We start from the raw sequence: 23,185 nt of genomic DNA, 5'->3' as shown, positions 1-23,185 counted from the left end.
TATGAAGACAGTAAAAATCGGAGCGCTCGGGGTCGGCAATGACCAGCCCCTGACGCTGATCGCCGGTCCGTGCCAGCTTGAAAGCGCGGATCATGCCCAGATGATCGCCGGCCAGATGGCCGAGATCTGCGCCAAGGCGGGCACCCAGTACATTTTCAAGGCCAGCTACGACAAGGCCAACCGCACCTCCGTTTCGGGCAAGCGGGGCCTTGGCATGGAGGCCGGGCTGAAAGTTCTGGAAGGGGTGAAGAAATCCATCGGCTGCCCGGTGCTGACCGACATCCATTCGGAGGCGCAATGCGCCCCCGTGGCAGAGGTCTGCGACGTGATGCAGATCCCCGCCTTTCTCTGCCGTCAGACCGATCTGCTGCTCGCGGCGGGCGAGACGGGTGCGGTGATCAACGTCAAGAAGGGCCAGTTCCTTGCGCCCTGGGACATGCCCAATGTGGTGGCCAAGATCGAGAGCACCGGCAACGAGCGGATCCTGCTGACCGAACGCGGCACGTCGTTTGGGTATAACACTCTTGTCGCCGATATGCGGTCGCTGCCGCAGATGGCCAAGGGCGGTTATCCGGTGGTGATGGACGCGACCCATTCGGTGCAGCAGCCCGGCGGACAGGGCGGCAGCTCTGGCGGACAGCGCGAATTTGCGCCGGTTATGGCGCGTTGTGCCGTTTCCTTGGGCATTGCGGCGGTTTTCATCGAAACCCATGAGGCGCCAGATACCGCGCCCTCTGACGGGCCCAACATGATCCCGTTACAAGACATGGAGAAACTGGTCGAAACCCTCATGGCCTTTGACCGGCTGGCCAAGGCCGACCCGATCCGCCTTTGATTTGCTAAATTAACTGAACGACGAGAAAGAGTTTCAAGTGACCAAACCCATTGCCGACGTGACGCCGAATACCTGGGAATTCCTGCGCGATGCGATGATCAAGCCGACGGGGTTCCGCGAATATGACGCCCGCTGGAAATATCCCGATGAGATCAACCTGCCGGGGATGACGGCCCTCGGGCTTGGCCTTGGCACGCAGATGATCAAACGCGGCATCAAGCCGGAAATCGCCGTGGGCAATGATTACCGGGACTATTCGCTGGCGATCAAGAATGCGCTGATGCTGGGCCTCATGCAGGCCGGGATCAAGGTGCGCGACATTGGCCCCTGCATCACGCCGATGGCCTATTTCTCCTCGTTCCACCTGGGCGGCTGTGCCGTGGCCATGGTCACGGCCTCGCATAACCCCAATGGCTGGACCGGCGTCAAGATGGGCTTCAACATGCCGCTGACCCATGGCCCGGACGAAATGGCCGAGCTGAAGGATATCGTGCTGAACGGCAAGGGCGAACCCAAGGACGGTGGCGGCTACGAATTCGTGCCCGGGGTCTGGGACGCCTATATGGACGACCTCGTCGGCGATTTTAAGATGTCGCGGAAGCTCAAGGTCGTCTGCGCGACAGGCAACGGGACAGCGGGCGCCTATGGCCCTGCCCTGCTGGAGCGGATCGGGGTCGAGGTGGTCGAAAGCCACAATACGCTCGACTACACCTTCCCCAATTACAATCCCAACCCGGAAGCGATGGAGATGCTGCACGACATGTCCGACACGCTGAAAGCTTCGGGCGCCGATCTGGCGCTTGGCTTTGACGGGGACGGCGACCGCTGCGGCGTGGTGGATGACGAGGGCGAAGAGATTTTCGCCGACAAGGTGGGCGTGATCATGGCCCGCGACCTGTCCAAGATTTATCCGAATGCGACGTTTGTGGCGGATGTGAAATCGACGGGTCTTTTCGCCTCCGATCCGGAACTGAAGGCCAATGGCGTCAAGGCGGATTACTGGAAGACCGGCCACAGCCACATGAAACGCCGGGTGCATGAGCTGGGCGCGCTGGCCGGGTTCGAGAAATCGGGCCATTACTTCATGGCCGAGCCGGTGGGCCGTGGCTATGACGACGGCATGCGCGTCGCCGTGGAGATCTGCAAGCTGATGGACCGCAACCCCGACAAACAGATGTCGGATCTGCGCAAGGCCCTGCCCAAGACCTGGTCGACCCCCACCATGTCGCCCTATGCCTCCGATACGGAGAAATACGATATCCTCGACCGTATCGTGGTGAAACTGGTTGCCAAGGCGGATGCGGGCGAGACGCTGGCCGGCCGTGCGATCAAAGAGGTCGTCACCGTGAACGGCGCGCGGGTGATCCTGGACAATGGGTCCTGGGGTCTGGTGCGGGCCTCGTCCAATACGCCGAACCTTGTTGTGGTCTGTGAAAGCTCCGAATCCGAGGCGGAGCTGCGCACGATCTTCAAGGAGATCGACGATGTGATCCGGACAGAGCCGGGCGTGGGCGATTACGACCAGACGTTCTGATCCGCCTCATTCGTGCGACATGAATTCAGAGCCGGGGCCGAAGGGTCCCGGTTCTTTTATTCCTGTTGGTTTTAAGCCACTTGGGAAAGTGGCCAAAGCAACGTCGAATGATTTGCAAGCCGTAGATCGAGGTCGCCGCAAAGGGCAGCGGTCGGCCGCGGGTGGACGCGAAGCGGCCGCCCAGTGGGGGCGGTCGGCCGCTGCCCGGCGTGCCGCCGGGCGGGTGACATGACCAGAGGACCCTGGAAATTTTTGTGACCCCACATGGACAGCGCCCTGCCCTGTCAGCTCTGCGTGGCCAGCTGGTAGCCCGGCCGGGTCACCGAGCGCACCGTGGTGATGGGGGCCTCGTCAATCCAGGTGGTCCGTTCGATGACCAGCAGGGCCGCGCCCTCCGCCACGGCCATCAGATCCGCCATGCCGGCATCCGCCATGATCGCATAAAGCCGGACATCAAACCGCGAATAGGGCTTGTTCAGCACCAGCCATTCATTGGCGCTTTTGCGGCTCAGATCGATGCCGAGGATCTCCGGCGCCGTCTCCAGACAAATCCAGCGGTCCTCGAAAATATAGGGCTGGCCATCTGACAGGTGGATCGCCTCGACATGCAGCATGTCCCGCGGGTCCGCCACATTGGTTGCGGCGAGGATGGCGCGGGGGGCCGCGACGACCTCCCGCTTCACCAGCTGATAGCCGTAGCGCCCGCCCTTCGCCTCGACCTCGCGCCGGGTGATCGGGATATCCAGCGTTGCACGAACGATGGGGTCGGGGCGCACGCGGGTTCCGCCCTTGCGCCGGCGCTCCACCATCCCGGCGTCAGACAGATCCTGCATGGCGCGCAGCACCGTAGACCGGGCACAGTTCAGCTCTGCCGCGATATCAACATCGCGGGGAAGCCTGTCGCCGGCCGCATACCGGCCCGTCAGGACCCAGTCGCGGATCACGTCTCTGACGTCTCTCCAGCCCTGTCTCTGGTCTTCCATCATCTCTCCTGCGGGCGCCTCCGGGCGGTTGAAGCTGTCCGTTTTGCTAGCGGCCATCGCCTGCAACCCTTGGCAAGCCCGGCTTTTCCAGCTTCGGGACATTGCCCGGATTGACATTTTAAGTACGTACTTATTATTGATATGAGCGATTCATTTCAAGGGCATCTCATGACCGGACGGCAGATCCTCAAAAATGCGACCATCGCCACAATGCAGGGCGCGGGCTACGGGCTGATCCGCGCCGGTGCGATCGTGATGGAGGGCGACAGGATTGTGTGGGTCGGCGTGGAGGCGGATTTGCCCGCGGGACTGACCGGGCCGGCGGAGGACCTCGGCGGTCGTGTCGTGACGCCTGCGCTGATCGACTGTCACACCCATCTGGTCCACGGCGGCAACCGCGCCAAGGAATTCGAAATGCGGCTGGAGGGGGCGAGTTATGAAGAGGTCGCGCGGGCCGGGGGTGGCATCGTCTCCACCGTTTCGGCGACGCGGGAGGCCAGCGACGAGGCGCTGCTGGCCCGCGCCCTGCCCCGGATCGACGCGCTGATTGCCGAAGGCGTCGCGGTGGTGGAGATCAAGTCGGGCTACGGGCTGGATATTGAGACAGAACTGAAGATGCTGCGCGTCGCCCGCCGGATCGGGACGCTCAGGCCGGTGCGGATCGTGACCTCCTTCCTCGGCGCCCATGCCGTGCCCAAGGGGGCAGCGGCCGACAGCTATATCGACGAGATCTGCATCCCGGCGCTCAAGGCCGCCCATGCGGAGGGGCTGGTCGATGCGGTGGACGGGTTCTGCGAAGGCATCGCCTTTGACGTGGCCCAGATGGAACGGGTCTTTGACGTCGCCAAGTCGCTTGGCCTGCCGGTGAAGCTGCATGCAGAGCAACTGTCGCATCTTGGCGGTACGGCACTGGCCGCGCGCTACGGGGCGCTCTCGGCTGATCACGTGGAATATGCGACGGCGGCGGATGCGGCCCTGCTGGCGCGGTCGGGCACCATGGCCGTCCTGCTGCCCGGCGCCTTCTACACGCTGCACGAGACGCAGAAGCCGCCTGTCGCGGCCTTTCGCAGCGAAGGTGTGCCGATGGCGCTGGCGACGGACTGGAACCCCGGGTCGTCGCCCATGGGGTCGCTGCTGCTGGCGATGAACATGGGCTGCACACTCTTTGGCCTGACCCCGGCAGAGGCTCTGGCGGGCACGACAACTCATGCGGCGCGGGCGCTTGGTCTGACCGACAGCGGCGTGATCGCGGAGGGCGCCCGCGCGGACCTCGCCGTCTGGGACATCGCCGACCCGGCGGAGCTGTCCTACGGCATTGGCATCAACCCGCTCTACCGGCGGTATTTCGGAGGCATGGCATGAGCCTTGTTCTTACCCCCGGCGCGACCGGGCTTTCGGTTCTGGAAACGCTCTGGCGGCAGAGTGGCGCTGTGACTTTGGACCCTTCGGCGCGGGCAGCGGTCGATGCGGCGGCGGCGATCGTGCGGGGTGTCGCGCAGGGCAACGTGCCGGTCTACGGGGTGAATACGGGCTTCGGCAAGCTGGCGTCGGTACGGATCGCGCCCGACGACACCGAAACGCTCCAGCGCAACCTGATCCTGTCGCATTGCTGCGGCGTGGGCGACCCGCTGGAGGCCGCGACGGTGCGCCTGATGATGGCGCTGAAACTGCTGTCGCTGGGGCGCGGCGCCTCGGGCGTCAGGTGGGAGATCTGCGCGCAGATCGAGGCGATGCTGACGGCGGGCGTGGTGCCGGTGATCCCCTCGCAGGGCTCCGTCGGCGCCTCGGGCGACCTCGCCCCGCTGGCGCATCTGGCGGCGGTGATGATCGGCTCGGGGGAGGCGCTCTACGGCGGTGTGCGCATGTCGGGCGGGGAGGCGCTGGCGCAGGCCGGGCTCTCGCCCGTCGTTCTGGGCCCCAAGGAAGGGCTGGCGCTGATCAATGGCACCCAGTTCTCCACCGCCTGTGCGCTGGCCGGGTTCTTCGGGGCGATTCGGATGATGCGCGCCTCCGTCGTGACCTCCTGCCTCTCGACGGATGCGATCATGGGCTCGACCCAGCCCCTGCAGCCCGCGATCCATACGCTGCGCGGCCATGCTGGTCAGATCGACGTGGCCTCTGCCATGTCGGCGCTGATGGAGGGCAGCGCGATCCGCGAAAGCCATCGGGAGGGCGATACCCGCGTGCAGGACCCCTATTGCATCCGCTGCCAGCCACAGGTGGTGGGTGCGGCGCTGGACCTGCTGCGGTTCGCCGGGCGGACGCTGGAGATCGAGGCGAATGCCGTGACCGACAACCCTCTGGTGACCGAGGACGGCATCTTTTCCGGCGGGAATTTCCATGCCGAACCCGTGGCCTTTGCCGCCGACCAGATCGCGCTGGCGCTGGCAGAGATCGGGGCGATTGCGCAGCGGCGCGTGGCGCTGATGGTCGACCCGACCCTCAGCCACGACCTGCCGCCATTCCTGACACCCGCGCCGGGGCTGAATTCCGGCTTCATGATCGCAGAGGTCACGACCGCCGCCTTGATGAGCGAAAACAAACATCTGGCGAACCCCTGTTCGACCGACAGCACGCCGACCTCCGCCAATCAGGAGGATCACGTGTCGATGGCCGCCCATGGCGCGCGGCGGCTGAAGCGGATGGTGGAGAACCTGTCGGTGATCCTCGGGGTGGAGGCACTTTGCGCCGCGCAGGGGATCGAGGCCCGCGCGCCGCTGGTCACCGCGCAGCCGTTGCAACAGGTCATGGCGGCGATCCGGGGCGTGGTGCCGGGGCTGAAGGAGGACCGCTACCTCGCGCCGGATATCGAGGTGGCGGCGGGGCTGGTGCGCGACGACCGGCTGGCCGTGGCCGCGGGGCTGGAGCTGGGCGCGTGAGTTTTCTGGAGATCACGCGCGGGGAGAGCCCGCTGGTGCTGGGCCTGCCCCATACCGGGACCGAACTGCCGGAGGATGTGGCGGCCGGGCTAAACGACACCGGCCGGGCGATTGCCGATACGGACTGGCATATCCACGAGCTTTACGCGGGGCTGGCGAAGGGCGTCACAACCGTCCGCACCCGCATCCACCGCTACGCCATCGACGTGAACCGCGACCCCTCCGGCGCGAGCCTCTATCCCGGGCAGAACACCACCGGGCTCTGCCCTCTGACGGATTTCGACGGGCGGCCGCTGTACATGGATGGGCATGAGCCGGACGAGAAGGAAATCGAACGCCGTCGCCTTGCCTATCACGCGCCTTATCATGCGGCGCTGGAGGCCGAGCTGGCGCGGGTCAAGGCGATCCATGGCTATGCGGTGCTTTATGACTGCCATTCGATCCGCTCGGTGATCCCCTTCCTCTTTGACGGCACCCTGCCTGATTTCAATATCGGCACGAATATGGGCCAGACCTGCGCCCCTGAGATCGAATCCGCCGTTCAGGATATCTGTGCAAATGCAGAGGGTTTCACATCGACCCTCAACGGAAGATTCAAGGGCGGCTGGACGACGCGCCATTATGGGCGGCCCACGGACGGGCTGCATGCGATCCAGATGGAGCTGGCCCAGTCGACCTACATGCACGAAAGCCCGCCCTGGGACTATGCGCCGGACCGCGCCGAAGCCCTGCGCCCGCATCTGAAAACCATCCTCGACACCCTGATCCGCTGGAGGCCCGCATGAGCGACCCGCGCAAGAACACCCGTGACGTCTATCCGCCCACCGGGACGGAGATCACCGCCAAAAGCTGGCTGACCGAGGCGCCGATGCGGATGCTGATGAACAACCTGCATCCCGACGTGGCCGAAAACCCGCATGAGCTGGTCGTCTACGGCGGCATCGGGCGCGCCGCCCGGACCTGGAACGATTTCGACCGCATCGTCGCGGGGCTGAAGGATCTGGAGGCGGATGAGACGCTGATCGTGCAGTCTGGCAAGCCCGTCGCCATCGTGCGCACCCACAAAGATGCGCCCCGCGTGCTGATCGCCAATTCCAATATCGTGCCGCATTGGGCCACCTGGGACCATTTCAGCGAGCTCGATAAGAAGGGCCTGATGATGTATGGCCAGATGACCGCCGGGTCCTGGATCTACATCGGCACGCAGGGCATCGTTCAGGGCACTTACGAGACCTTCGCGGAGGCCGGGCGCCAGCATTACGGCGGCGACCTGACCGGCAAATGGATCCTGACCGGGGGTCTGGGTGGCATGGGCGGCGCACAGCCGCTGGCCGCCGTCTTTGCCGGGGCCTGCTGTCTGGCGGTGGAGTGCAACCCCGACAGCATCGATTTCCGCTTGCGCACCCGCTACCTCGATGAAAAGGCGGAAACTCTGGACGAGGCGATGGAGATGATCCGCCGCTGGACCGCCGCCGGAGAGGCGAAATCCGTGGGCCTTTTGGGCAATGCGGCGGATGTCTTTGCAGAGATCCACGCGCGCGGCATCCGGCCCGATATCGTGACCGACCAGACCTCCGCCCATGACCCCGTCAACGGCTACCTGCCGCAGGGCTGGACCATGGCGCAGTGGCGCGAGAAGCGGGAGAGCGATCCGAAAGCCGTGGAAAAGGCCGCGCGGGCGTCGATGAAGGTGCACGTCAAGGCGATGGTCGATTTCTGGAACGACGGTGTGCCGACGCTGGATTACGGCAACAATATCCGGCAGGTGGCCAAGGAAGAGGGGCTGGAGAACGCCTTTGCCTTCCCCGGTTTCGTGCCCGCCTATATCCGGCCGCTCTTCTGCAAGGGCGTGGGCCCGTTCCGCTGGTGTGCCCTGTCCGGCGATCCGGAGGATATCTACAAGACCGATCAGGCGATGAAGGAGCTTTTCCCCGACAATGCCCATCTGCACACCTGGCTCGACATGGCGCGGGAGCGGATCAGTTTTCAGGGGCTTCCGGCGCGGATCTGCTGGATCGGTCTGGGCGACCGGCACCGGGCGGGCCTCAAGTTCAACGAGATGGTCGCGAGCGGAGAGCTGAAGGCGCCCATCGTGATCGGGCGGGATCACCTCGATTCCGGCTCCGTCGCCTCCCCCAACCGGGAGACGGAGGCGATGAAGGACGGATCCGACGCCGTGTCAGACTGGCCGCTGCTGAACGCCCTGATCAACACGGCGAGCGGCGCGACCTGGGTGTCGCTGCACCATGGCGGCGGGGTCGGCATGGGGTTCTCGCAGCATGCGGGCATGGTGATCGTGGCGGATGGTACGGAGGATGCGGCGCGGCGGCTGGAACGGGTGCTCTGGAACGATCCGGCCTCCGGCGTCTGGCGGCATGCCGATGCGGGCTATGAGGAAGCCATCGCCTGCGCCAAGGACCACGGGCTGCGGCTGCCGGGGATCCTTGGGAATTAGGGGGGGACCTGAGGCTCAGGGGGTGCGGCGGTCGCGGAAGAACTGCTTCAGCAGCGCCTCCGCCTCCTGCTCTCCGATCCGGTCGTAGACCTCTGGCACGTGGTGGCACTGGGGATGGGAAAAGACCCGCGCCCCATGTGCCACCCCGCCGGATTTCGGGTCGGAGGCACCATAGTAGACCTTGTCGATCCGGGCGGCGGCGATGACGGCGGCGCACATGGCGCAAGGCTCCAGCGTGACATAGATCGTATGTCCCGGCAGCCGCTCTGACCCCGCCAGGGCGCAGGCGGCGCGGATCACCAGCATTTCGGCATGGGCGGAAGGGTCGGAATATTCCCGCGTGCGGTTGCCGGCGCGGGCGACGACCTTGCCATCGGGCCCGACCAGAACGGCGCCCACGGGGACCTCGCCCCGCTCTGCCGCCGCGCGCGCCTCTGCCAGCGCCTCTTCCATATAGCTGATGAACATGGCCCTTGGTGCCGCAGGATCTGCGCTTCCGCAAGGCTGCGAAACAGGTTACTCCCCGGATATGACCGAGAGCCCCGAAAAACCCAAATCCAAAACGCCACCGGGCGACCGTATCGCCAAGGTTCTGGCGCGTGCCGGCGTGGCGTCGCGCCGCGATGCCGAACGCATGATCGCGGAGGGCCGGGTGAAGGTCGACGGCAAGGTGATCGAAAGCCCGGCGCTGAACGTGACGCCCAAGGCCAAGATCGAGGTCGACGGGCGCCCCATCGGCGGGCCGGAACCGGCGCGGCTCTGGCTTTATCACAAGCCCGCGGGGCTGGTGACGACGGCACGCGACGAACAGGGGCGGCCGACGATTTTTGACGACCTGCCGGCGGATATGCCGCGGGTCATGTCTGTGGGGCGGCTTGACCTCAATTCCGAGGGGCTGCTGCTTCTGACCAATGACGGCGGGCTCAAGCGCAAGCTGGAGCTGCCCTCCACCGGCTGGCTGCGGCGCTACCGGGTGCGGGTGAAGGGCAATCCGACCGATGCGATGCTGGAGCCTTTGCGCGAGGGGATCGTCGTTGACCGGGAGGAATTTCAGCCGATGCAGGTGGTTCTGGACCGCCAGCAGGGTTCCAACGCCTGGCTGACCGTGGGTCTGCGCGAGGGCAAGAACCGAGAAATCCGCCGCGCGATGGAGAATATCGGGCTGAGCGTCAACCGGCTGATCCGCATCTCCTACGGGCCGTTCCAGCTGGGCCCGCTGGCCCCCGGCGCGGTGGAGGAGGTGCGCCGCCGCGTGCTGCGCGACCAGCTGGGGCTGGAGGCCGAAGATGCCCCCGCCAAGCCGCGCCCGGTGCGGGCGGGGCGGGAGGACCGGCGCGGGCCGGGCAAGCAGGGAATGGGCAAGCCGGGGCCGGGGAAACCCGGTCTGGCTAGACCCGGCGCAGGCAAGGCCGGGCCGGGCAAGCCGGGCGCAAAAGCGGGCGGCAAGCCCGGCGGCGCGCCTGGCAAGGGTGGCAAGCCCCGGACGGACAAAACAACCGAGGCCCCGTGGGAGACCGGCGCGAAACCCAAGCTGACCCGCCGCCGCCCAAAGAAGGACTGACAATCAGACGCTTGTGGGCGTCCGAGGCTAGGCAGCCCGCAGCAATGGTGCTAGTCCTACTCGCGACCGGGCTTGTGAACCAAATTGATCGGGCCCATATCGACCGGATACGCCAGAACAGGGGGGCCGTATGACCGGAAGCGGATTGCAAAGGCTGGCATTTTTCCTGCTGGTCGCCTTGATGCTCTACGTCACGCTGACAGCGGCGGGCGTGTGATGGCGCAGCGGTTCGGCGGCGAATTCAGCCCTCAGGGATCCTCCAAACCCGACAGCGGTCAGCCCCCGCGCACCGGCCAGTTCAGCGGCGCCACGCGCACGCGGGCCGGGGGGCGGGTCAATCTTCTGTTCCTTGCGCCCTTTCCCCTGATCTGGAAGGCGTTTGTCTCCTCTCCCGTGCTGATGGCCAGTTATCTGGTTGGGTTCGGCATCCTGATCCTTGCCGCCTGGATGACTCGCGAGGGCATCAAGGCAGAGGAAGCCTATGCCGCGCGCAAGGTCGCCCGCCGGCCGGCCCTGCCGCGCAAGATCCTCGCCTCCGTGTTCACCGGCCTCGGGCTGGGAGCTGTCGGATTTGCCGGGCATGGCGTGGTGGAGGCGGTGATCTTTGCCGTGTTGGGCGGAGCGCTGCATTCCATGGCCTTCGGGCTCGACCCCTTGAAAAACAAAGGGATGGAAGGCGTCGATGAACATCAGACCGACCGCGTCGCCCGTGCGGTCGAAACGGCAGAGGGCCATCTGCAGGCCATGTTTGATGCGATCAAACGGGCGCAGGACCGTCAGCTGGAGGCCCGCGTGATCCAGTTCCAGTCGGTGGCGCGGAACCTGTTCCGGTCGGTGGAAAATGACCCGCGTGACCTGACAGCGGCGCGGAAATATCTGGGCATCTACCTGCAGGGCGCGCGCGATGCGACGGTGAAGTTTGCCGATGTCTATGCACGCAGCCGCGACGCCAAGGCGCGCGCCGATTACGAGGCGCTGCTGACCGACCTTGAGCAGAATTTCGCGGCCCGGACAGAAAAACTATTGTCCAACGACGCCGGTGACATGACCGTGGAAATCGAGGTGCTGCGCGAGAGGCTGCAGCGCGAGGGCATCCGCCCGGAGTAGTTTGACTTAGGCCGGGGTCCGGCCAATCGTATCGGAGAATTCAGATGTCCCAGAATATTCGTGCCAAGGCGGAAGAAACCCTCAAGGAGGTCGAGGCCGTCACCGCCGCCGTCCTGCCGGAGCCGAAACCGGCCGATGCGCTGGTGCCGCTGGCCGATGCCGATGCACCGACCTCGGCTGAGATCGAGAAGCGGCTGATGGAGCTCGACATGGGCGATACCGGGTCGATCGTGCGCTTCGGTTCCGGAGCCCAGGCGGAGCTACAGGAAATCAGCCAGGCCATGCTGCAGGACGTGCGCAACAAGGATGTGGGCCCCGCGGGCGACAGCCTGCGCAATATCGTCACCACGATCCGCGGGTTTTCCGTGTCAGAGCTGGACGTGCGCCGCGAACGCTCTTTCTGGGAGAAACTGCTGGGCCGCGCCGCCCCCTTCGCCAAGTTCACAGCACGGTTCGAACAGGTTCAGGACCAGATCGACCACGTGACCGAGGACCTGCTGAAGCACGAGCATACGCTGCTCAAGGATATCAAGTCGCTCGACCTGCTCTATGAAAAGACGCTGACCTTCTATGACGAGCTGGCGCTTTATATCGCTGCGGGCGAGGAAAAGCTGAAGCGGCTGGACGAGACCGACATTCCGGCCAAGGAGGCGGAGGTGAATGCCGTCCCCGAAAACGAACAGGTGATGAAGGCGCAGGAGCTGCGCGACCTGCGTGCCGCGCGCGACGATCTGGAACGCCGGGTGCATGACCTGAAGCTGACGCGGCAGGTGACGATGCAGTCCCTGCCCTCCATCCGGCTGGTGCAGGAAAATGACAAGTCGCTGGTCACCAAGATCAACTCCACCCTCGTGAACACCGTGCCGCTGTGGGAGACGCAGCTGGCACAGGCCGTGACCATCCAGCGCTCGGCCGAGGCGGCAAGCGCCGTGCGGGAGGCCAATGATCTGACCAACGAGCTGCTGACCGCCAATGCCAAGAACCTGCGCGACAGCAACAAGATCATCCGCGAGGAGATGGAGCGCGGCGTCTTCGATATCGAGGCCGTGAAACAGGCCAATGCCGACCTGATCGGCACGATCGAGGAAAGCCTGCAGATTGCCGATGAGGGCAAACGCAAGCGCGCCGCGGCAGAGGAAGACCTCAAGAAGATGGAGGCGGATCTGCGCGATACGCTGGCCTCGGCCAAGGCGCGCACGACCGGGTCCGGCGACAATATGGCGACCTCGGTTCCGGCGAGCTGACAGGGCTATGGGCGGCATGCGGAAATTCCGGAATTTTCCGCGGATTGCGGTGGTTTGCACTGTCGCATTGCTGGTGGCGGGATGCGAAACCGCCACCCCTGTCTCGCTCAAACCGCATGCCCGCCCGGACACGCTGACGCAGCCTGCGGAGGTTCCGGTCGTCAGCGGCCCCTCTGCCGCCAGCGAGAGCCTGCGCCAATATTACGCCGCCTTTGAGCAGGACCTGCTGACGCAGGGGCTGTTGCGGACGGATGGCGGTGGCGCGGATACGCCCTACACGGCGCGGCAACTTGCGCAGAACTTTGAAGCGATTGCGTTTTTCGATGAATATGCCCGCGGCGCCGGGCTGCGGGCGGGAAACGGCGCCCCCAGTTTTCTGCGGCGCTGGCCGGGCCCGGTGCGTGTCGGGGTTGAGTTTGGGGAGTCGGTTCCGAACGCAATCCGGACCAAGGACCGCGCCACGGTCAGCAGCTATACGGCGCGGCTGGGGCGCCTGACCGGGCATTCGATCACATTTGCGCCGTCCAACCCGAATTTTCATGTCCTGGTGATGGGAGAGGACGACCGGGAACAGGCGCTGCGTCGCATTCGCCAGATCGTCCCCACGATCTCTGCCAGTTCGATGGGCATTTTCGAACGTCTGCCGCGCGCCATCCATTGCCTCGTCGTCGCCTTTTCCGGGACCGAGAACGATGCGGCCTATTCCACGGCCATTGCCTTTGTCCGGGCCGAACATCCCGACCTGATCCGGCGCAGCTGCTATCACGAGGAAATGGCTCAGGGTCTGGGGCTGGCCAATGACAGCCCCTATGCGCGGCCGTCCATCTTTAACGATGACGATGAATTCGCCTTGCTGACCAGCCATGACGAGAAACTGTTGAACATGTTGTATGATCCCCGCTTCCGACCCGGCATGACGCTGGAAGAGGCGCATCCCATCGTCGTGCAAATCGCCGATGAGCTGATGGGCGGATCGAGTTGAGAGAAGGAGAAACGCTATGGGCATTCTGGATTTCCTGAGCGGTCAGTTCATCGACGTCATCCACTGGACGGACGACACCCGCGACACCATGGTCTGGCGGTTCGAACGCGAGGGCCATGAGATCAAATACGGCGCCAAACTGACTGTCCGCGAAGGCCAGTCGGCGGTGTTTGTCCATGAAGGGCAGCTGGCGGATGTGTTCACGCCCGGGCTCTACATGCTCGAGACGAACAACATGCCGATCATGACGACGCTTCAGCACTGGGACCACGGGTTCAAGTCGCCGTTCAAGTCCGAGATCTATTTCGTCTCGACCAACCGTTTCACCGATTTGAAATGGGGCACCAAGAACCCGATCATCGCCCGCGATCCGGAATTCGGGCCGGTGCGCATCCGGGCCTTTGGCACCTATTCGATCCGCGTCACCGATCCAGGCCGTTTCCTGACGGAGATCGTGGGCACGGACGGTGAATTTACCATGGACGAGATCAGCTTCCAGATCCGCAATATCATCGTGCAGGAATTTTCGCGGGTGATTGCCGGATCGGGCATCCCCGTGCTCGACATGGCCGCGAATACCGCCGATTTCGGCAAGCTGGTCGCCCAGGAAATCTCCGGCACGATCGCGGAATACGGGCTGTCCATCCCGGAGCTTTATATCGAGAATATCTCGCTGCCCCCGGCGGTGGAGGAGGTGCTGGACAAGCGGACCTCCATGGGGATTGTCGGCGATCTGAACAAATTCACCCAATATGCGGCGGCGGAGGCGATGACCAAGGCGGCCTCAAACCCCGGCGGCGATGGCGGCATGGGCGCCGGGCTCGGCATGGGGATGGGCATGGCGATGGCCAACCAGATGGCGCAATCGGGCCCCTGGGGCGCGCGGCCCGCAGCCGCCCCTGCCCCGGCGCCCGCCCCGATGGCGCCGCCGCCACCGCCCGTCGAACATGTCTGGCATATTGCCGAGAATGGCGCGACGCAGGGCCCGTTCTCCAAGGCGCGGCTGGGCCGGATGGTGACCGAAGGCGGGCTGACCCGCGACACGCTGGTCTGGACCGCCGGTCAGAACGGCTGGATGCGGGCGGAGGATGTGACGGAGCTGGCTCAGCTCTTTACCGTCATGCCGCCGCCCCCGCCGCCCCCGCCGGGTGCCTGACATGGCCGGGCCGGAGGTGATCCGGTCCGCCGATTGCGCCAACTCTCCGAAAAATGCGGCGGCTGAAGAGCTGGGGCTGGCCCTGTCCGGCGCACAGCCCCTGCTGCGGGAGGCGCTGTCCGATGGGGTGATCTGGGACCGGTCCGGAACATCCCTCAGCGGGGTGGAGGCCGTCGCCTCCACGGCGGAGGCGGTCACGCCGCCCCTGCGGATCCGGATCGAACAGGTCGTGACCCATGGCAAATCCGCTGCCGTCTCCGGCCGGGTCTGGACGGCCCCGGGTCAGGCGCTGCTCTTTTGCCATATGATCCGCTACACCAGTGCGGCCCAGCGGCAGGTGGCGCAGATTGTCAGTTTCGATCATCCTGTGCGGGACTGAACGCTAGCCGAGCGAGCCTTTCCACTGCATGAGCAGACGCAGCAATTCCCCGCTACGGGCGTAGAAGGCAGCGATATCGACGGATTGCGGCGCCTCCCCCCCGGAGCGCCGCGCAATCTGCTGGGAGACGCGGCCCGCCTCCTGCCGGACGGCGCTGTTGAGGCGCTGCACCCGGGGAAGGTAAAGATCGACCGCGCCGCCTTCCGCAATTGGGGTGACGGCACCGCCAAAGCTGAGGCGCGGTCCAGCCGTCCCGGCCGTGACGGCCTGCCCCTGATCCGTCGCGATGGCGGCAGAGCGGATGCGCTGCAGATAGGCGCGATGCGCCAGGATCGCTGAATCTATGTCTGTTCTGAGTTGTACCTTGTCCATATGTCACCAGCCTCACGTCCGGTTTCCAGACAGGATGCGCCCCGAATCTTTATATCTCGTGAACAGGTGCGGCGATTTCGTGGCTGGCCCGGGGTGGCAATCCCGGGACCCGGTGCTATCACTTGGCTGACACGCTGCCGGAGGGTCCCATGGCCGAAACAGACCACCGTTTTCCCTGCCCCAACTGCGGCGCCGATTACCGGTTCGATCCTGTAGCGGGCATGCTGCTGTGCGACCATTGCGGCAATTCCGAACCGCTGACTCAGACCGACGGCCCCTGGTCCGGCGCAATAAAGGAGCTCGACTTCCGCGCCGCCATAGAGGCGCGCCTGCCGGAGGCGGAGATCGAGGAGACGCGCGTCTCCCAGTGCCCCAACTGCGGTGCGCAGGTTGAATTCGACACCGACACCCATGCCAAGGAATGCCCGTTTTGCGCCACGCCCGTGGTCACCGGCACCGGCACGCATCGTCATATCAAACCCAAGGGCGTGCTGCCGTTTTCGCTGACCGAAAAGCAGGCGCATGATGCGATGGCGGACTGGCTGGGCGCGCTGTGGTTTGCTCCAAATGGCCTGAAGGACTATGCCCGCAAGGGGCGCAAGATGGACGGGATCTATGTCCCCTACTGGACCTACGACGCCGATACCAAAAGCCGCTATTCCGGGTCGCGCGGCACGGTCTATTACGTGACCGAAACGGTAATGCGCGACGGCAAGCCGACGCAGGTGCAGGTCCAGAAGGTGCGCTGGACGCCGGTGTCGGGCCGGGTGCAGCGGTTCTTCGACGATATCCTCGTGCTGGCCTCACGGTCGCTGCCGAAGAAATATACCGACGGGCTGCAGCCCTGGGACCTGTCGGAGATGAAGCCCTATGCCCCTGAATTCCTGGCGGGATTCCGGGCGGAGGCCTATCAGGTAGAGCTGGAGGAAGGCTATACCGAGGCCCGCCAGATCATGGACCGCACGATCGAGCGCGACGTGCGTTTCGACATCGGCGGCGACCGGCAGCGGATCCACGGGATCGAAACGCAGGTCTCTGCCGTCACGTTCAAACATGTGCTGCTGCCGGTCTGGATGGCGGCCTACAAGTTCCGGGGCAAGACCTACCGTTTTGTCGTCAACGGGCGGACGGGCCGGGTGCAGGGCGAACGGCCCTGGTCGGCCTGGAAGATCGCGCTGGCCGTGGGTGCGGCGCTGATCGTGGCCGGGGTGGTGGGCTTCCTCTATGCGCAGAACGGGGGCTCCTTTTGACGGATATCGAGATGCTGGAGCGGCTGCTGACGGCCCGCCATTCCTGCCGCGCCTTCCTTGACCGGCCCGTCGCGCCGGAGGTGGTCGACCGGATCGTCACCGCCGCCGGTCGGGCGCCGTCGTGGTGCAATGCCCAGCCCTGGCAGGTGATCGTCACGCGCGGAGAGGAGACGGAGCGGTTTCGCACCGCCCTGCTGAGCGCCGCCATGACCGAAGAAGAGGCGCCCGATCTGCCCGGCCCCGAGGATTACACCGGCGCGCATCGCGACCGGCGGCGCACCTGCGGCTGGCAGCTTTACGAGGCCGTGGGCGTGAAGAAGGGCGACAGGGAGGGGTCTGCCCGACAGGCGCTGGAAAACTTCCGGCTGTTCGGCGCGCCGCATACGGCGATTGTGACGTCGGGACGGGAGCTTGGCGCCTATGGCGCGCTGGATACCGGCGGCTTCATGATGGCCTTCTGTCTGGCCGCGCAGGCGCTCGGCGTGGCGACGGTGCCGCAGGCGGCGGTGGCCTTCCAGTCGCCCGCTGTCCGGCGGTTCTTTGACATTCCGGCGGACCGGCTGATCCTCTGCGCGATCAGCTTCGGCTATGAGGATGCGGATCATCCGGCGAATGCCTTCCGGACCGAACGCGCCGGGCTGGACGAAATCCTGCAGGTGCGCGGCTGATGCGGGCGGTGCTGCAACGGGTGACAGAGGCCTCGGTCACCGTCGAGGGAGAGGTCATCGGGCGCTGCGGACGCGGGCTGATGATCCTCGTCTGCGCCATGAAAGGCGATACGGAGGCCAATGCAGAGACGCTGGCCGCCAAGGTCGCCAAATGCCGGATTTTCACCGACGATCAGGGCAAGATGAACCTGTCGGTGCTGGATGTGGGCGGCGCGGCGCTGGTGGTGTCGCAATTCACGCTGTCGGCCGATACGCGGTCGGGCAACCGGCCGGGATTTTCGACCGCCGCCGGGCCGGAAGATGGCCGTCGCCTCTATGAACATTTCGCCAAGGCGCTGTCGGCGCAGGGCGTGCCGGTGGAGACGGGGCGGTTCGCGGCGGATATGAAGGTCGCGCTGGTGAACGACGGGCCGATCACCATCCCGATGGAATTCTGATCCCGGCGGGGATCAGAGCCGCGCCAGAAGCTCCTGCTTTTTCGCCTCGAATTCGGCATCGGACAGGATGCCGCCGTCACGCAGATCGGCCAGCTTGCGGATCAGGCCGATGATCTCGTCGGCGGATTGGGCGGGCCCTTGCGATGACGGGGTGGGGGCTGCGGCAGGTTCCGGCTCCGTGACCGCCGGTGCAGGCTCAGCCGGTGCGGGCGGAGCCACCTCCACCGGTGCCTCTTCCACCTCCCGCGGCTCCGGCCCCGGTGTGCCGTCGAGCGAGACGCGCGGCAGGTCGGCCAGCCGGACAAGGCCCAGCTGGCTGGTGAAGGTCAGGGACTGGTCGCCGCTCTGCTGCTGAGAGACGCCGCCGATCTGGTGGTCGCCGGTGTCAAAGACCTCTACCTGCCCGCCCAGATCAATGGCCAGCCGCCGCGTCTGGGGAAAGACCGCATAGCGCATATTGTTCTGGGACCCGGCGGAAGACGGCTGTCCCAGTTCCGCAGGCCAGCTGCTGCCCGTGCCCATGCCGGAGACAAAGAGGCTCACGCCGTCGGACTGGCTCTGGCTTTGGCGCGCGGGCGCAACGGCCCGATGGGAGGCCAGAACCTGCGACAGTTCGGAACAGAGCGCGTCGACCTTTGCCTTCAGCCCGTTGTTGAACATGTCGCCGACCATGATCATGCCGCCCTGCGACCACTGCCCCATACCGCCCAGATCGGGGTGGTTGAACTGCGCCTGCGTGCCATTGCCGACCACCAGCGCGGCCAGCAGCGTTTCGACCGCGCCAGCAGAGACGCCATGGCGCGCGGCGATCTCGGATACGAGTCTGGTGCCTTCGGGGGTGAGGCCGGTCATGGGATGATCCCTGTGCTGTCATGTCGGTTGCGTGGTCCGCGCCTATCACCGATCCCCGGCCACGGCCACCTTTATCCCTGCGACCGCAGCCTCCGCCGCCGTGGCGGGCTGACGTCCGGATAAAATTTCGCAACTTTTCGCGTCCGGAGCCGTTAACAACCAAGATTGATTTCACGAAGGACAGAAAATGAACCGGATTATCTACCTCGTTGGCCTGATCGTCATCGTACTCTTCATTCTGGGTTTCCTCGGCCTGCGCTGAGCCTGAGCGGGGCGAACAGACAAGTTCCGCCCCGACGTTGCCCAAACAATCGACACTGGACGGCACGCCCTTGCACAAACCTGCGAGGGCGTGCCGCGTTTCCGGCCTGATCTCATTCAGCCCGTTGTCCAGGGACCCGTGCGGCCATACATGAGCTGTAACCAGGTGAATCGCCGGGCCGAACACCGCAGACCAAAGAGTGCAGATGACCTTCCGACAGCGCCTCAACGACGTTCTCGACCGTGCCGCAACCCGCAATTTCATCACCGGTGTCATCCTGTTCAACGCCGTGGTGCTGGGGGTTGAGACCTCCGATACCGCCATGGCGCAGGCCGGCGGGCTGATTGTCCTGCTGGACCGTATCTGCCTGGCCATCTTCACCATAGAGATCGCGGCCAAGATCTATGCCCGCGGGCCTGCATTCTTCCGGAATGGCTGGAACATCTTTGACTTTGTCATCGTCGGCGTCGCCCTCATCCCGGCGGCGCAGGGGCTATCGGTGCTGCGGGCGATGCGAATCCTGCGGCTGTTCCGCATCGTTTCGGTCGCGCCGACGCTGCGCCGCGTGGTGGAGGGGTTTGTCAGCGCCCTGCCCGGCATGGCCTCCGTTTTTCTGCTGATGGCACTGATCTTCTATATCGCCGCCGTGATGGCCACGAAGCTCTTCGGTGATGCCTTTCCGGACTGGTTCGGGACCATCCTCGACTCGGCCTATACGCTGTTTCAGATCATGACGCTGGAAAGCTGGTCGATGGGAATTGTCCGGCCGGTGATGGAGGTGCATCCCTATGCCTGGACCTTCTTTGTCCCCTTCATCCTTGTGACCACCTTTGCCGTGGTGAACCTGATCGTCGGCCTGATCGTCAATTCCATGCAGGAGGCCCATGCCGAGGAGAGCAACGCCGCCACGGCCGATTACAGGGACGAGGTCATGCGGCGGCTTGACGCCATCGAACGGCACATGTCGGCGCAAAACAGGGCAGATCAGGACCGGGCCGGATGATCACCGGGCCTGTCGGAAATTGCGAACAAATTGGCGATATAATTACGCCGATATCAACATTTTCAGGATAAACGACACAGCCTACCTTTGGCTTATCGCATCACAGAGATGCTGTGACCCAAACATAGGACCCTGACATGAAACGCTTTTTCCTGACCACGGCGGCCATTGCCGCCCTCTCTTCCGCCGCTACGGCCGATGACAATGCCGCCGCCACGGCCGCCATGGCAGAGCTCGCCAAGCTGCAGGCCGACCAGGCCCGGATCGAGAAGAACCTCGAAACCTTCGACACGCTCGATTTCGAGGTCTTCTCCGGCCAGCAGTGGGACCGCCTGCATGAGAGCCATGCCGAGGATATCCTCGTGCACTGGCCCGACGGGCGCACCACCACCGGCATCGACGTCCATATCAATGATCTGAAGAACTTCTTCGTCTTCGCGCCGGACACCCGGATCGAAACCCACCCGATCCGCATCGGTCAGGGTGAATGGACCGGCGTTGTCGGCGTGATCGAAGGTACCTTCTCCGAACCGATGCCGATCGGCGATGGCCAGTTCATCCAGCCCACCGGCATGTCCTACAAGCTGACCATGGCGACCGTGGGCCACTGGACCGAAGAGGGCGTCATGGATGAAGAGTACCTCTTCTGGGACAATGCCGCCTTCTACAAGCAGATCGGCCTGTCTGAATAACAGTCCGGGACCCCGCCGGCCACCGGCCCCGCGCCGGGACCCGACCGTCAGATCGACCGCATCGCCCTACGGGTCATGCGGTCGATCGCGTCGATGATCGCAGTCGCAAAAGCGGCGGGGATGTCATGCCCCATCCCGTCGATCATCAGCAGCTCCGCGCCCGGAATCACCTCTGCCGTGTCCTGCCCGTGAACCGGCAGGATCAGCGGATCGTCCGTGCCATGGATGACCAGCGCGGGCAGGCTTAGCGCCGCCAGCGCCACCCGACGGTCACCCGCGGTGGCCATGGCCGCCAGTTGGCGCGCGCCCCCTGCGGGATCATGGGCACGGCGCCGCTCTTCCGCGATAAACCCGCGCTGTTCAACCGCGTCGAACGGCGCCCCCTGCCCCGCGATCCGCCGGGCAAAGGCGAGGGAGCGCTCCATATAGTCCTCCGGATCCGTCGCCGGGTCGGGGCGCGGCCCGGCCATCAGCGCCATCACCTCCGGCGCCGGTCCCGGCAGATGCGGATTGCCGGTGCCCGACATGATGGAGGTCAGGGTGAGGATGCGGTCCGGATAGCGACAGGCCATGATCTGGGCGATCATGCCGCCCATGGAGCGGCCGACGACATGGGCTTTTGCGATCCCCAGCTCCTCCATCAGCGCCACGACATCCGCAGCCATATCAGGCAGCGCATAGGGAAGCTTTGGAATACGTCCCTGCCGGAGCTCTTCGATCAGCGCGTCAAGAGGCGGGGCTGGCGCGCCGTCCAGATGCGGGGACAGCCCCGCATCACGATTGTCAAAGCGGATCACGCGGTAGCCCCGCGCCGCCAGCCCGGCGCAGAAGTGATCCGTCCAGCGGATCATCTGGGTGGCAAGGCCGGAAATGAGAAGGATCACCGGGGCGCCCTCCAACCCGAATTGCTCATGGGCGAGACGCAGGGGGGGCTGGGTCATTGATATGGTCCTGTCGGGCGCGTTTTCATCACCAGCTATTTATACCCGGGTAAAACTAACGCAAGAGGCAAATCCCATACGCAAAGAAAAAGGGCCGCCAGAGCGGCCCCTCATCGGGAGAAACAAAATTAAACAGACCGGGCAGACAGGCCCGTCAGACCGACACTTCGGCCATCAGCTCTTCCTTCGTCAGCTCGCCCTTGGTGCCGGAGGCCACGACCTCCCCCCGCCGCATGACGTAGAACCGGTCGGCCAGCCCGTAGGCGAATTCGAAATATTGCTCCACCAGAATGATCGCCATATCGCCCTTGTCGCGCAGATATTCGATGACCCGGCCGATCTGCTGGATGATATTGGGCTGGATGCCCTCCGTCGGTTCATCCAGCAGCAGGAGCTTGGGTTTCGTCAGCATCGCCCGCGCAATCGCCAGCTGCTGCTGCTGCCCGCCCGACAGATCACCGCCCCGCCGGTGCAGGAAGTCCTTCAGGATCGGGAAAAGCTCGTAGATCTCGTCCGGGATGAAATGTTCGGACTTGGGCAGGCAGGCATAGGCCGTCTCCATGTTCTCCTCCACCGTCAGCAGCGGAAAGATCATGCGGCCCTGCGGCACGTAGCCGATGCCCTTCTGCGCCAGCTGATGCGCGGGCAGACGGCCCAGATCCTCACCGTCGAGAAACATATTGCCCGACGACCGCGGATGGGTGCCCGAGATCGCCTTGAGCAGCGAGGTCTTGCCCACCCCGTTGGTGCCCATGATGCAGGTGACCTTGCCGGTCTCGGCCGTCAGGTCGATCCCGTGCAGGATTTGCGATTGCCCGTAATGGAGGGTCAGTCCGTCGACATTCAGCATCTCAGCGCCCCAGATAGACTTCGATGACCTGCGGGTTCGAGGTCACGTGATCGAGGGAGCCTTCGGCCAGGACCGATCCCTCATGCAGCACCGTCACCTTGCAGTCGAGGCGGCGGACAAATTCCATGTCATGTTCCACCACGACCACGGCGCGGGTCTTGGCAGCCTCGCGCAGCAGATCGGTGGTATGTTCTCGTTCCGCCAGGGTCATGCCGGCGGCGGGTTCGTCGACCAGCAACAGGCGCGGCTCCTGCGCCAGCAGCATGCCGATCTCCAGCCATTGCTTCTGCCCGTGCGACAGCTCGCCCGATTTGCGATTCAGCTCCTCCGACAGGCCAATCTCGGAGGCCAGCTCCTCCACCCTCCCGCGGTCCTTGAAGGTGGGTTTGTAGAAGAGACAGGGGAAGGAGCCGCGCGGGTTCTTGATGGACATCAGCAGGTTGGCATAGACCGTCTGATCCTCGAACACGGTGGGGCGCTGGAATTTGCGCCCGATGCCGGCCTGGGCGATCTTGGCCTCGTTCATTTTCAGCAGGTTGACTGATTTCTCGCCCCAGATGACCCGGCCCTCGTCGGGGCGGGTCTTGCCGGTCACGATATCCATGAACGTCGTCTTCCCGGCGCCGTTCGGGCCGATGATCGCCCGCATCTCCGCCTCGCCGATCTGGAAGGACAGGTTGCGGATGGCCCGGTAGCCGTCAAACGTGACCGAGACGCCGGAGACTTCTAGCAGAGTTGCCATC

General features: G+C 64.8%; 24 protein-coding genes. 17 read left to right on the top strand and 7 right to left on the bottom strand.

Annotation, left to right across the window (positions count from 1 at the left end; all coding sequences use genetic code 11):
- The first annotated feature begins 1 nt into the window (after position 1).
- Entirely contained in the window at positions 2-835 is an 834-nt protein-coding gene (gene kdsA / locus ACRARG_RS14840) for a 3-deoxy-8-phosphooctulonate synthase (protein ID WP_432690790.1), read from the top strand.
- Between the two features lie 37 nt (positions 836-872).
- Positions 873-2,369, top strand: a complete 1,497-nt coding sequence (locus tag ACRARG_RS14835) for a phosphomannomutase/phosphoglucomutase (RefSeq protein ID WP_432690789.1) — start codon at positions 873-875, stop codon at positions 2,367-2,369.
- A 284-nt stretch (positions 2,370-2,653) separates the two neighbouring features.
- Here ACRARG_RS14835 and ACRARG_RS14830 read toward each other — a convergent pair whose 3' ends face one another.
- Positions 2,654-3,409, bottom strand: a complete 756-nt coding sequence (locus tag ACRARG_RS14830) for a GntR family transcriptional regulator (protein WP_432690788.1) — start codon at positions 3,407-3,409, stop codon at positions 2,654-2,656.
- 111 nt (positions 3,410-3,520) lie between these two features.
- Here ACRARG_RS14830 and hutI point away from each other — a divergent pair, with 111 nt between their 5' ends.
- The 4 genes from hutI to hutU are packed head-to-tail and all read left to right on the top strand — an operon-like array spanning position 3,521 to position 8,686.
- A complete protein-coding gene (gene hutI, locus ACRARG_RS14825; protein ID WP_432690787.1) occupies positions 3,521-4,714 on the top strand; it encodes an imidazolonepropionase in 1,194 nt (397 codons plus the stop codon).
- Complete coding sequence (hutH, locus tag ACRARG_RS14820; protein WP_432690786.1) at positions 4,711-6,231, top strand: histidine ammonia-lyase; 1,521 nt, start codon at positions 4,711-4,713, stop codon at positions 6,229-6,231. The genes hutI and hutH overlap by 4 nt, the downstream gene beginning before the upstream one ends.
- Entirely contained in the window at positions 6,228-7,016 is a 789-nt protein-coding gene (gene hutG / locus ACRARG_RS14815; RefSeq protein ID WP_432690785.1) for an N-formylglutamate deformylase, read from the top strand. Before hutH ends, hutG begins: the two co-directional genes overlap by 4 nt.
- Entirely contained in the window at positions 7,013-8,686 is a 1,674-nt protein-coding gene (hutU, locus tag ACRARG_RS14810) for a urocanate hydratase (RefSeq protein ID WP_432690784.1), read from the top strand. The genes hutG and hutU overlap by 4 nt, the downstream gene beginning before the upstream one ends.
- A 15-nt stretch (positions 8,687-8,701) precedes the next feature.
- Here the strand turns inward: hutU and ACRARG_RS14805 are convergent, their stop codons facing one another.
- On the bottom strand, positions 8,702-9,154 hold the full coding sequence (locus tag ACRARG_RS14805; RefSeq protein ID WP_432690783.1) for a nucleoside deaminase: 453 nt from the start codon (positions 9,152-9,154) through the stop codon (positions 8,702-8,704).
- Positions 9,155-9,215: 61 nt separating this feature from the next.
- Between ACRARG_RS14805 and ACRARG_RS14800 the strand changes: the two genes are divergently transcribed.
- The 6 genes from ACRARG_RS14800 to ACRARG_RS14775 all read left to right on the top strand — a co-directional run bounded on the left by ACRARG_RS14800 (position 9,216) and on the right by ACRARG_RS14775 (position 15,115).
- Positions 9,216-10,247, top strand: coding sequence for a pseudouridine synthase (locus ACRARG_RS14800; protein WP_432690782.1), 1,032 nt, complete (start codon positions 9,216-9,218; stop codon positions 10,245-10,247).
- A 216-nt stretch (positions 10,248-10,463) separates the two neighbouring features.
- On the top strand, positions 10,464-11,354 hold the full coding sequence (locus tag ACRARG_RS14795; RefSeq protein ID WP_432690781.1) for a 5-bromo-4-chloroindolyl phosphate hydrolysis family protein: 891 nt from the start codon (positions 10,464-10,466) through the stop codon (positions 11,352-11,354).
- A 44-nt stretch (positions 11,355-11,398) separates the two neighbouring features.
- A complete protein-coding gene (locus ACRARG_RS14790; protein ID WP_432690780.1) occupies positions 11,399-12,598 on the top strand; it encodes a toxic anion resistance protein in 1,200 nt (399 codons plus the stop codon).
- A 49-nt stretch (positions 12,599-12,647) separates the two neighbouring features.
- Positions 12,648-13,580, top strand: coding sequence for a DUF2927 domain-containing protein (locus tag ACRARG_RS14785; protein WP_432690779.1), 933 nt, complete (start codon positions 12,648-12,650; stop codon positions 13,578-13,580).
- Between the two features lie 16 nt (positions 13,581-13,596).
- Complete coding sequence (locus tag ACRARG_RS14780) at positions 13,597-14,736, top strand: SPFH domain-containing protein (RefSeq protein ID WP_432690778.1); 1,140 nt, start codon at positions 13,597-13,599, stop codon at positions 14,734-14,736.
- A gap of 1 nt (position 14,737) precedes the next feature.
- Entirely contained in the window at positions 14,738-15,115 is a 378-nt protein-coding gene (locus ACRARG_RS14775; protein WP_432690777.1) for a hypothetical protein, read from the top strand.
- 3 nt (positions 15,116-15,118) lie between these two features.
- Here the strand turns inward: ACRARG_RS14775 and ACRARG_RS14770 are convergent, their stop codons facing one another.
- Entirely contained in the window at positions 15,119-15,487 is a 369-nt protein-coding gene (locus tag ACRARG_RS14770) for a hypothetical protein (RefSeq protein WP_432690776.1), read from the bottom strand.
- Positions 15,488-15,636: 149 nt separating this feature from the next.
- On the opposite strand from ACRARG_RS14770, the gene ACRARG_RS14765 reads away from it, so the two are divergent.
- From ACRARG_RS14765 to dtd, 3 genes are read left to right on the top strand one after another with little or no spacing between them, the layout of a single operon-like run.
- The gene (locus tag ACRARG_RS14765) at positions 15,637-16,737 is read left to right on the top strand and encodes a TFIIB-type zinc ribbon-containing protein (RefSeq protein ID WP_432690775.1); all 1,101 of its coding nucleotides are present in this window, start codon (positions 15,637-15,639) and stop codon (positions 16,735-16,737) included.
- Positions 16,734-17,405, top strand: coding sequence for a nitroreductase (locus ACRARG_RS14760; protein WP_432690774.1), 672 nt, complete (start codon positions 16,734-16,736; stop codon positions 17,403-17,405). The genes ACRARG_RS14765 and ACRARG_RS14760 overlap by 4 nt, the downstream gene beginning before the upstream one ends.
- Positions 17,405-17,842, top strand: coding sequence for a D-aminoacyl-tRNA deacylase (dtd, locus tag ACRARG_RS14755; protein WP_432690773.1), 438 nt, complete (start codon positions 17,405-17,407; stop codon positions 17,840-17,842). Before ACRARG_RS14760 ends, dtd begins: the two co-directional genes overlap by 1 nt.
- A gap of 12 nt (positions 17,843-17,854) precedes the next feature.
- Here dtd and ACRARG_RS14750 read toward each other — a convergent pair whose 3' ends face one another.
- Positions 17,855-18,694 (bottom strand): SHOCT domain-containing protein, encoded by an 840-nt coding sequence (locus ACRARG_RS14750; protein WP_432690772.1) that lies wholly within the window; start codon positions 18,692-18,694, stop codon positions 17,855-17,857.
- Between the two features lie 467 nt (positions 18,695-19,161).
- On the opposite strand from ACRARG_RS14750, the gene ACRARG_RS14745 reads away from it, so the two are divergent.
- Positions 19,162-19,959 carry an ion transporter gene (locus tag ACRARG_RS14745; RefSeq protein ID WP_432690771.1) on the top strand — a complete coding sequence of 266 codons (798 nt, stop codon included), beginning with the start codon at positions 19,162-19,164 and terminating at the stop codon, positions 19,957-19,959.
- 137 nt (positions 19,960-20,096) lie between these two features.
- Positions 20,097-20,651: an ester cyclase gene (locus ACRARG_RS14740; RefSeq protein WP_432690770.1), complete on the top strand. Its 555-nt coding sequence runs from the start codon at positions 20,097-20,099 to the stop codon at positions 20,649-20,651.
- A 47-nt stretch (positions 20,652-20,698) separates the two neighbouring features.
- Here ACRARG_RS14740 and ACRARG_RS14735 read toward each other — a convergent pair whose 3' ends face one another.
- The 3 genes from ACRARG_RS14735 to urtD form a co-directional block, all read right to left on the bottom strand.
- Positions 20,699-21,592 carry an alpha/beta fold hydrolase gene (locus ACRARG_RS14735; protein ID WP_432690769.1) on the bottom strand — a complete coding sequence of 298 codons (894 nt, stop codon included), beginning with the start codon at positions 21,590-21,592 and terminating at the stop codon, positions 20,699-20,701.
- 154 nt (positions 21,593-21,746) lie between these two features.
- Positions 21,747-22,442 (bottom strand): urea ABC transporter ATP-binding subunit UrtE, encoded by a 696-nt coding sequence (urtE, locus tag ACRARG_RS14730; protein ID WP_432690768.1) that lies wholly within the window; start codon positions 22,440-22,442, stop codon positions 21,747-21,749.
- A gap of 1 nt (position 22,443) precedes the next feature.
- Positions 22,444-23,184, bottom strand: coding sequence for an urea ABC transporter ATP-binding protein UrtD (urtD, locus tag ACRARG_RS14725; RefSeq protein ID WP_432690767.1), 741 nt, complete (start codon positions 23,182-23,184; stop codon positions 22,444-22,446).
- Position 23,185 lies beyond the last annotated feature (1 nt).

Origin of the sequence: Pseudooceanicola profundi (assembly GCF_050897955.1) — a bacterium.
In the GTDB taxonomy this organism is placed as follows: domain Bacteria; phylum Pseudomonadota; class Alphaproteobacteria; order Rhodobacterales; family Rhodobacteraceae; genus Pseudooceanicola.
The sequence above is the reverse complement of the archived record's forward strand: the minus strand, read 5'-3'. Positions and strand labels throughout refer to the sequence as shown.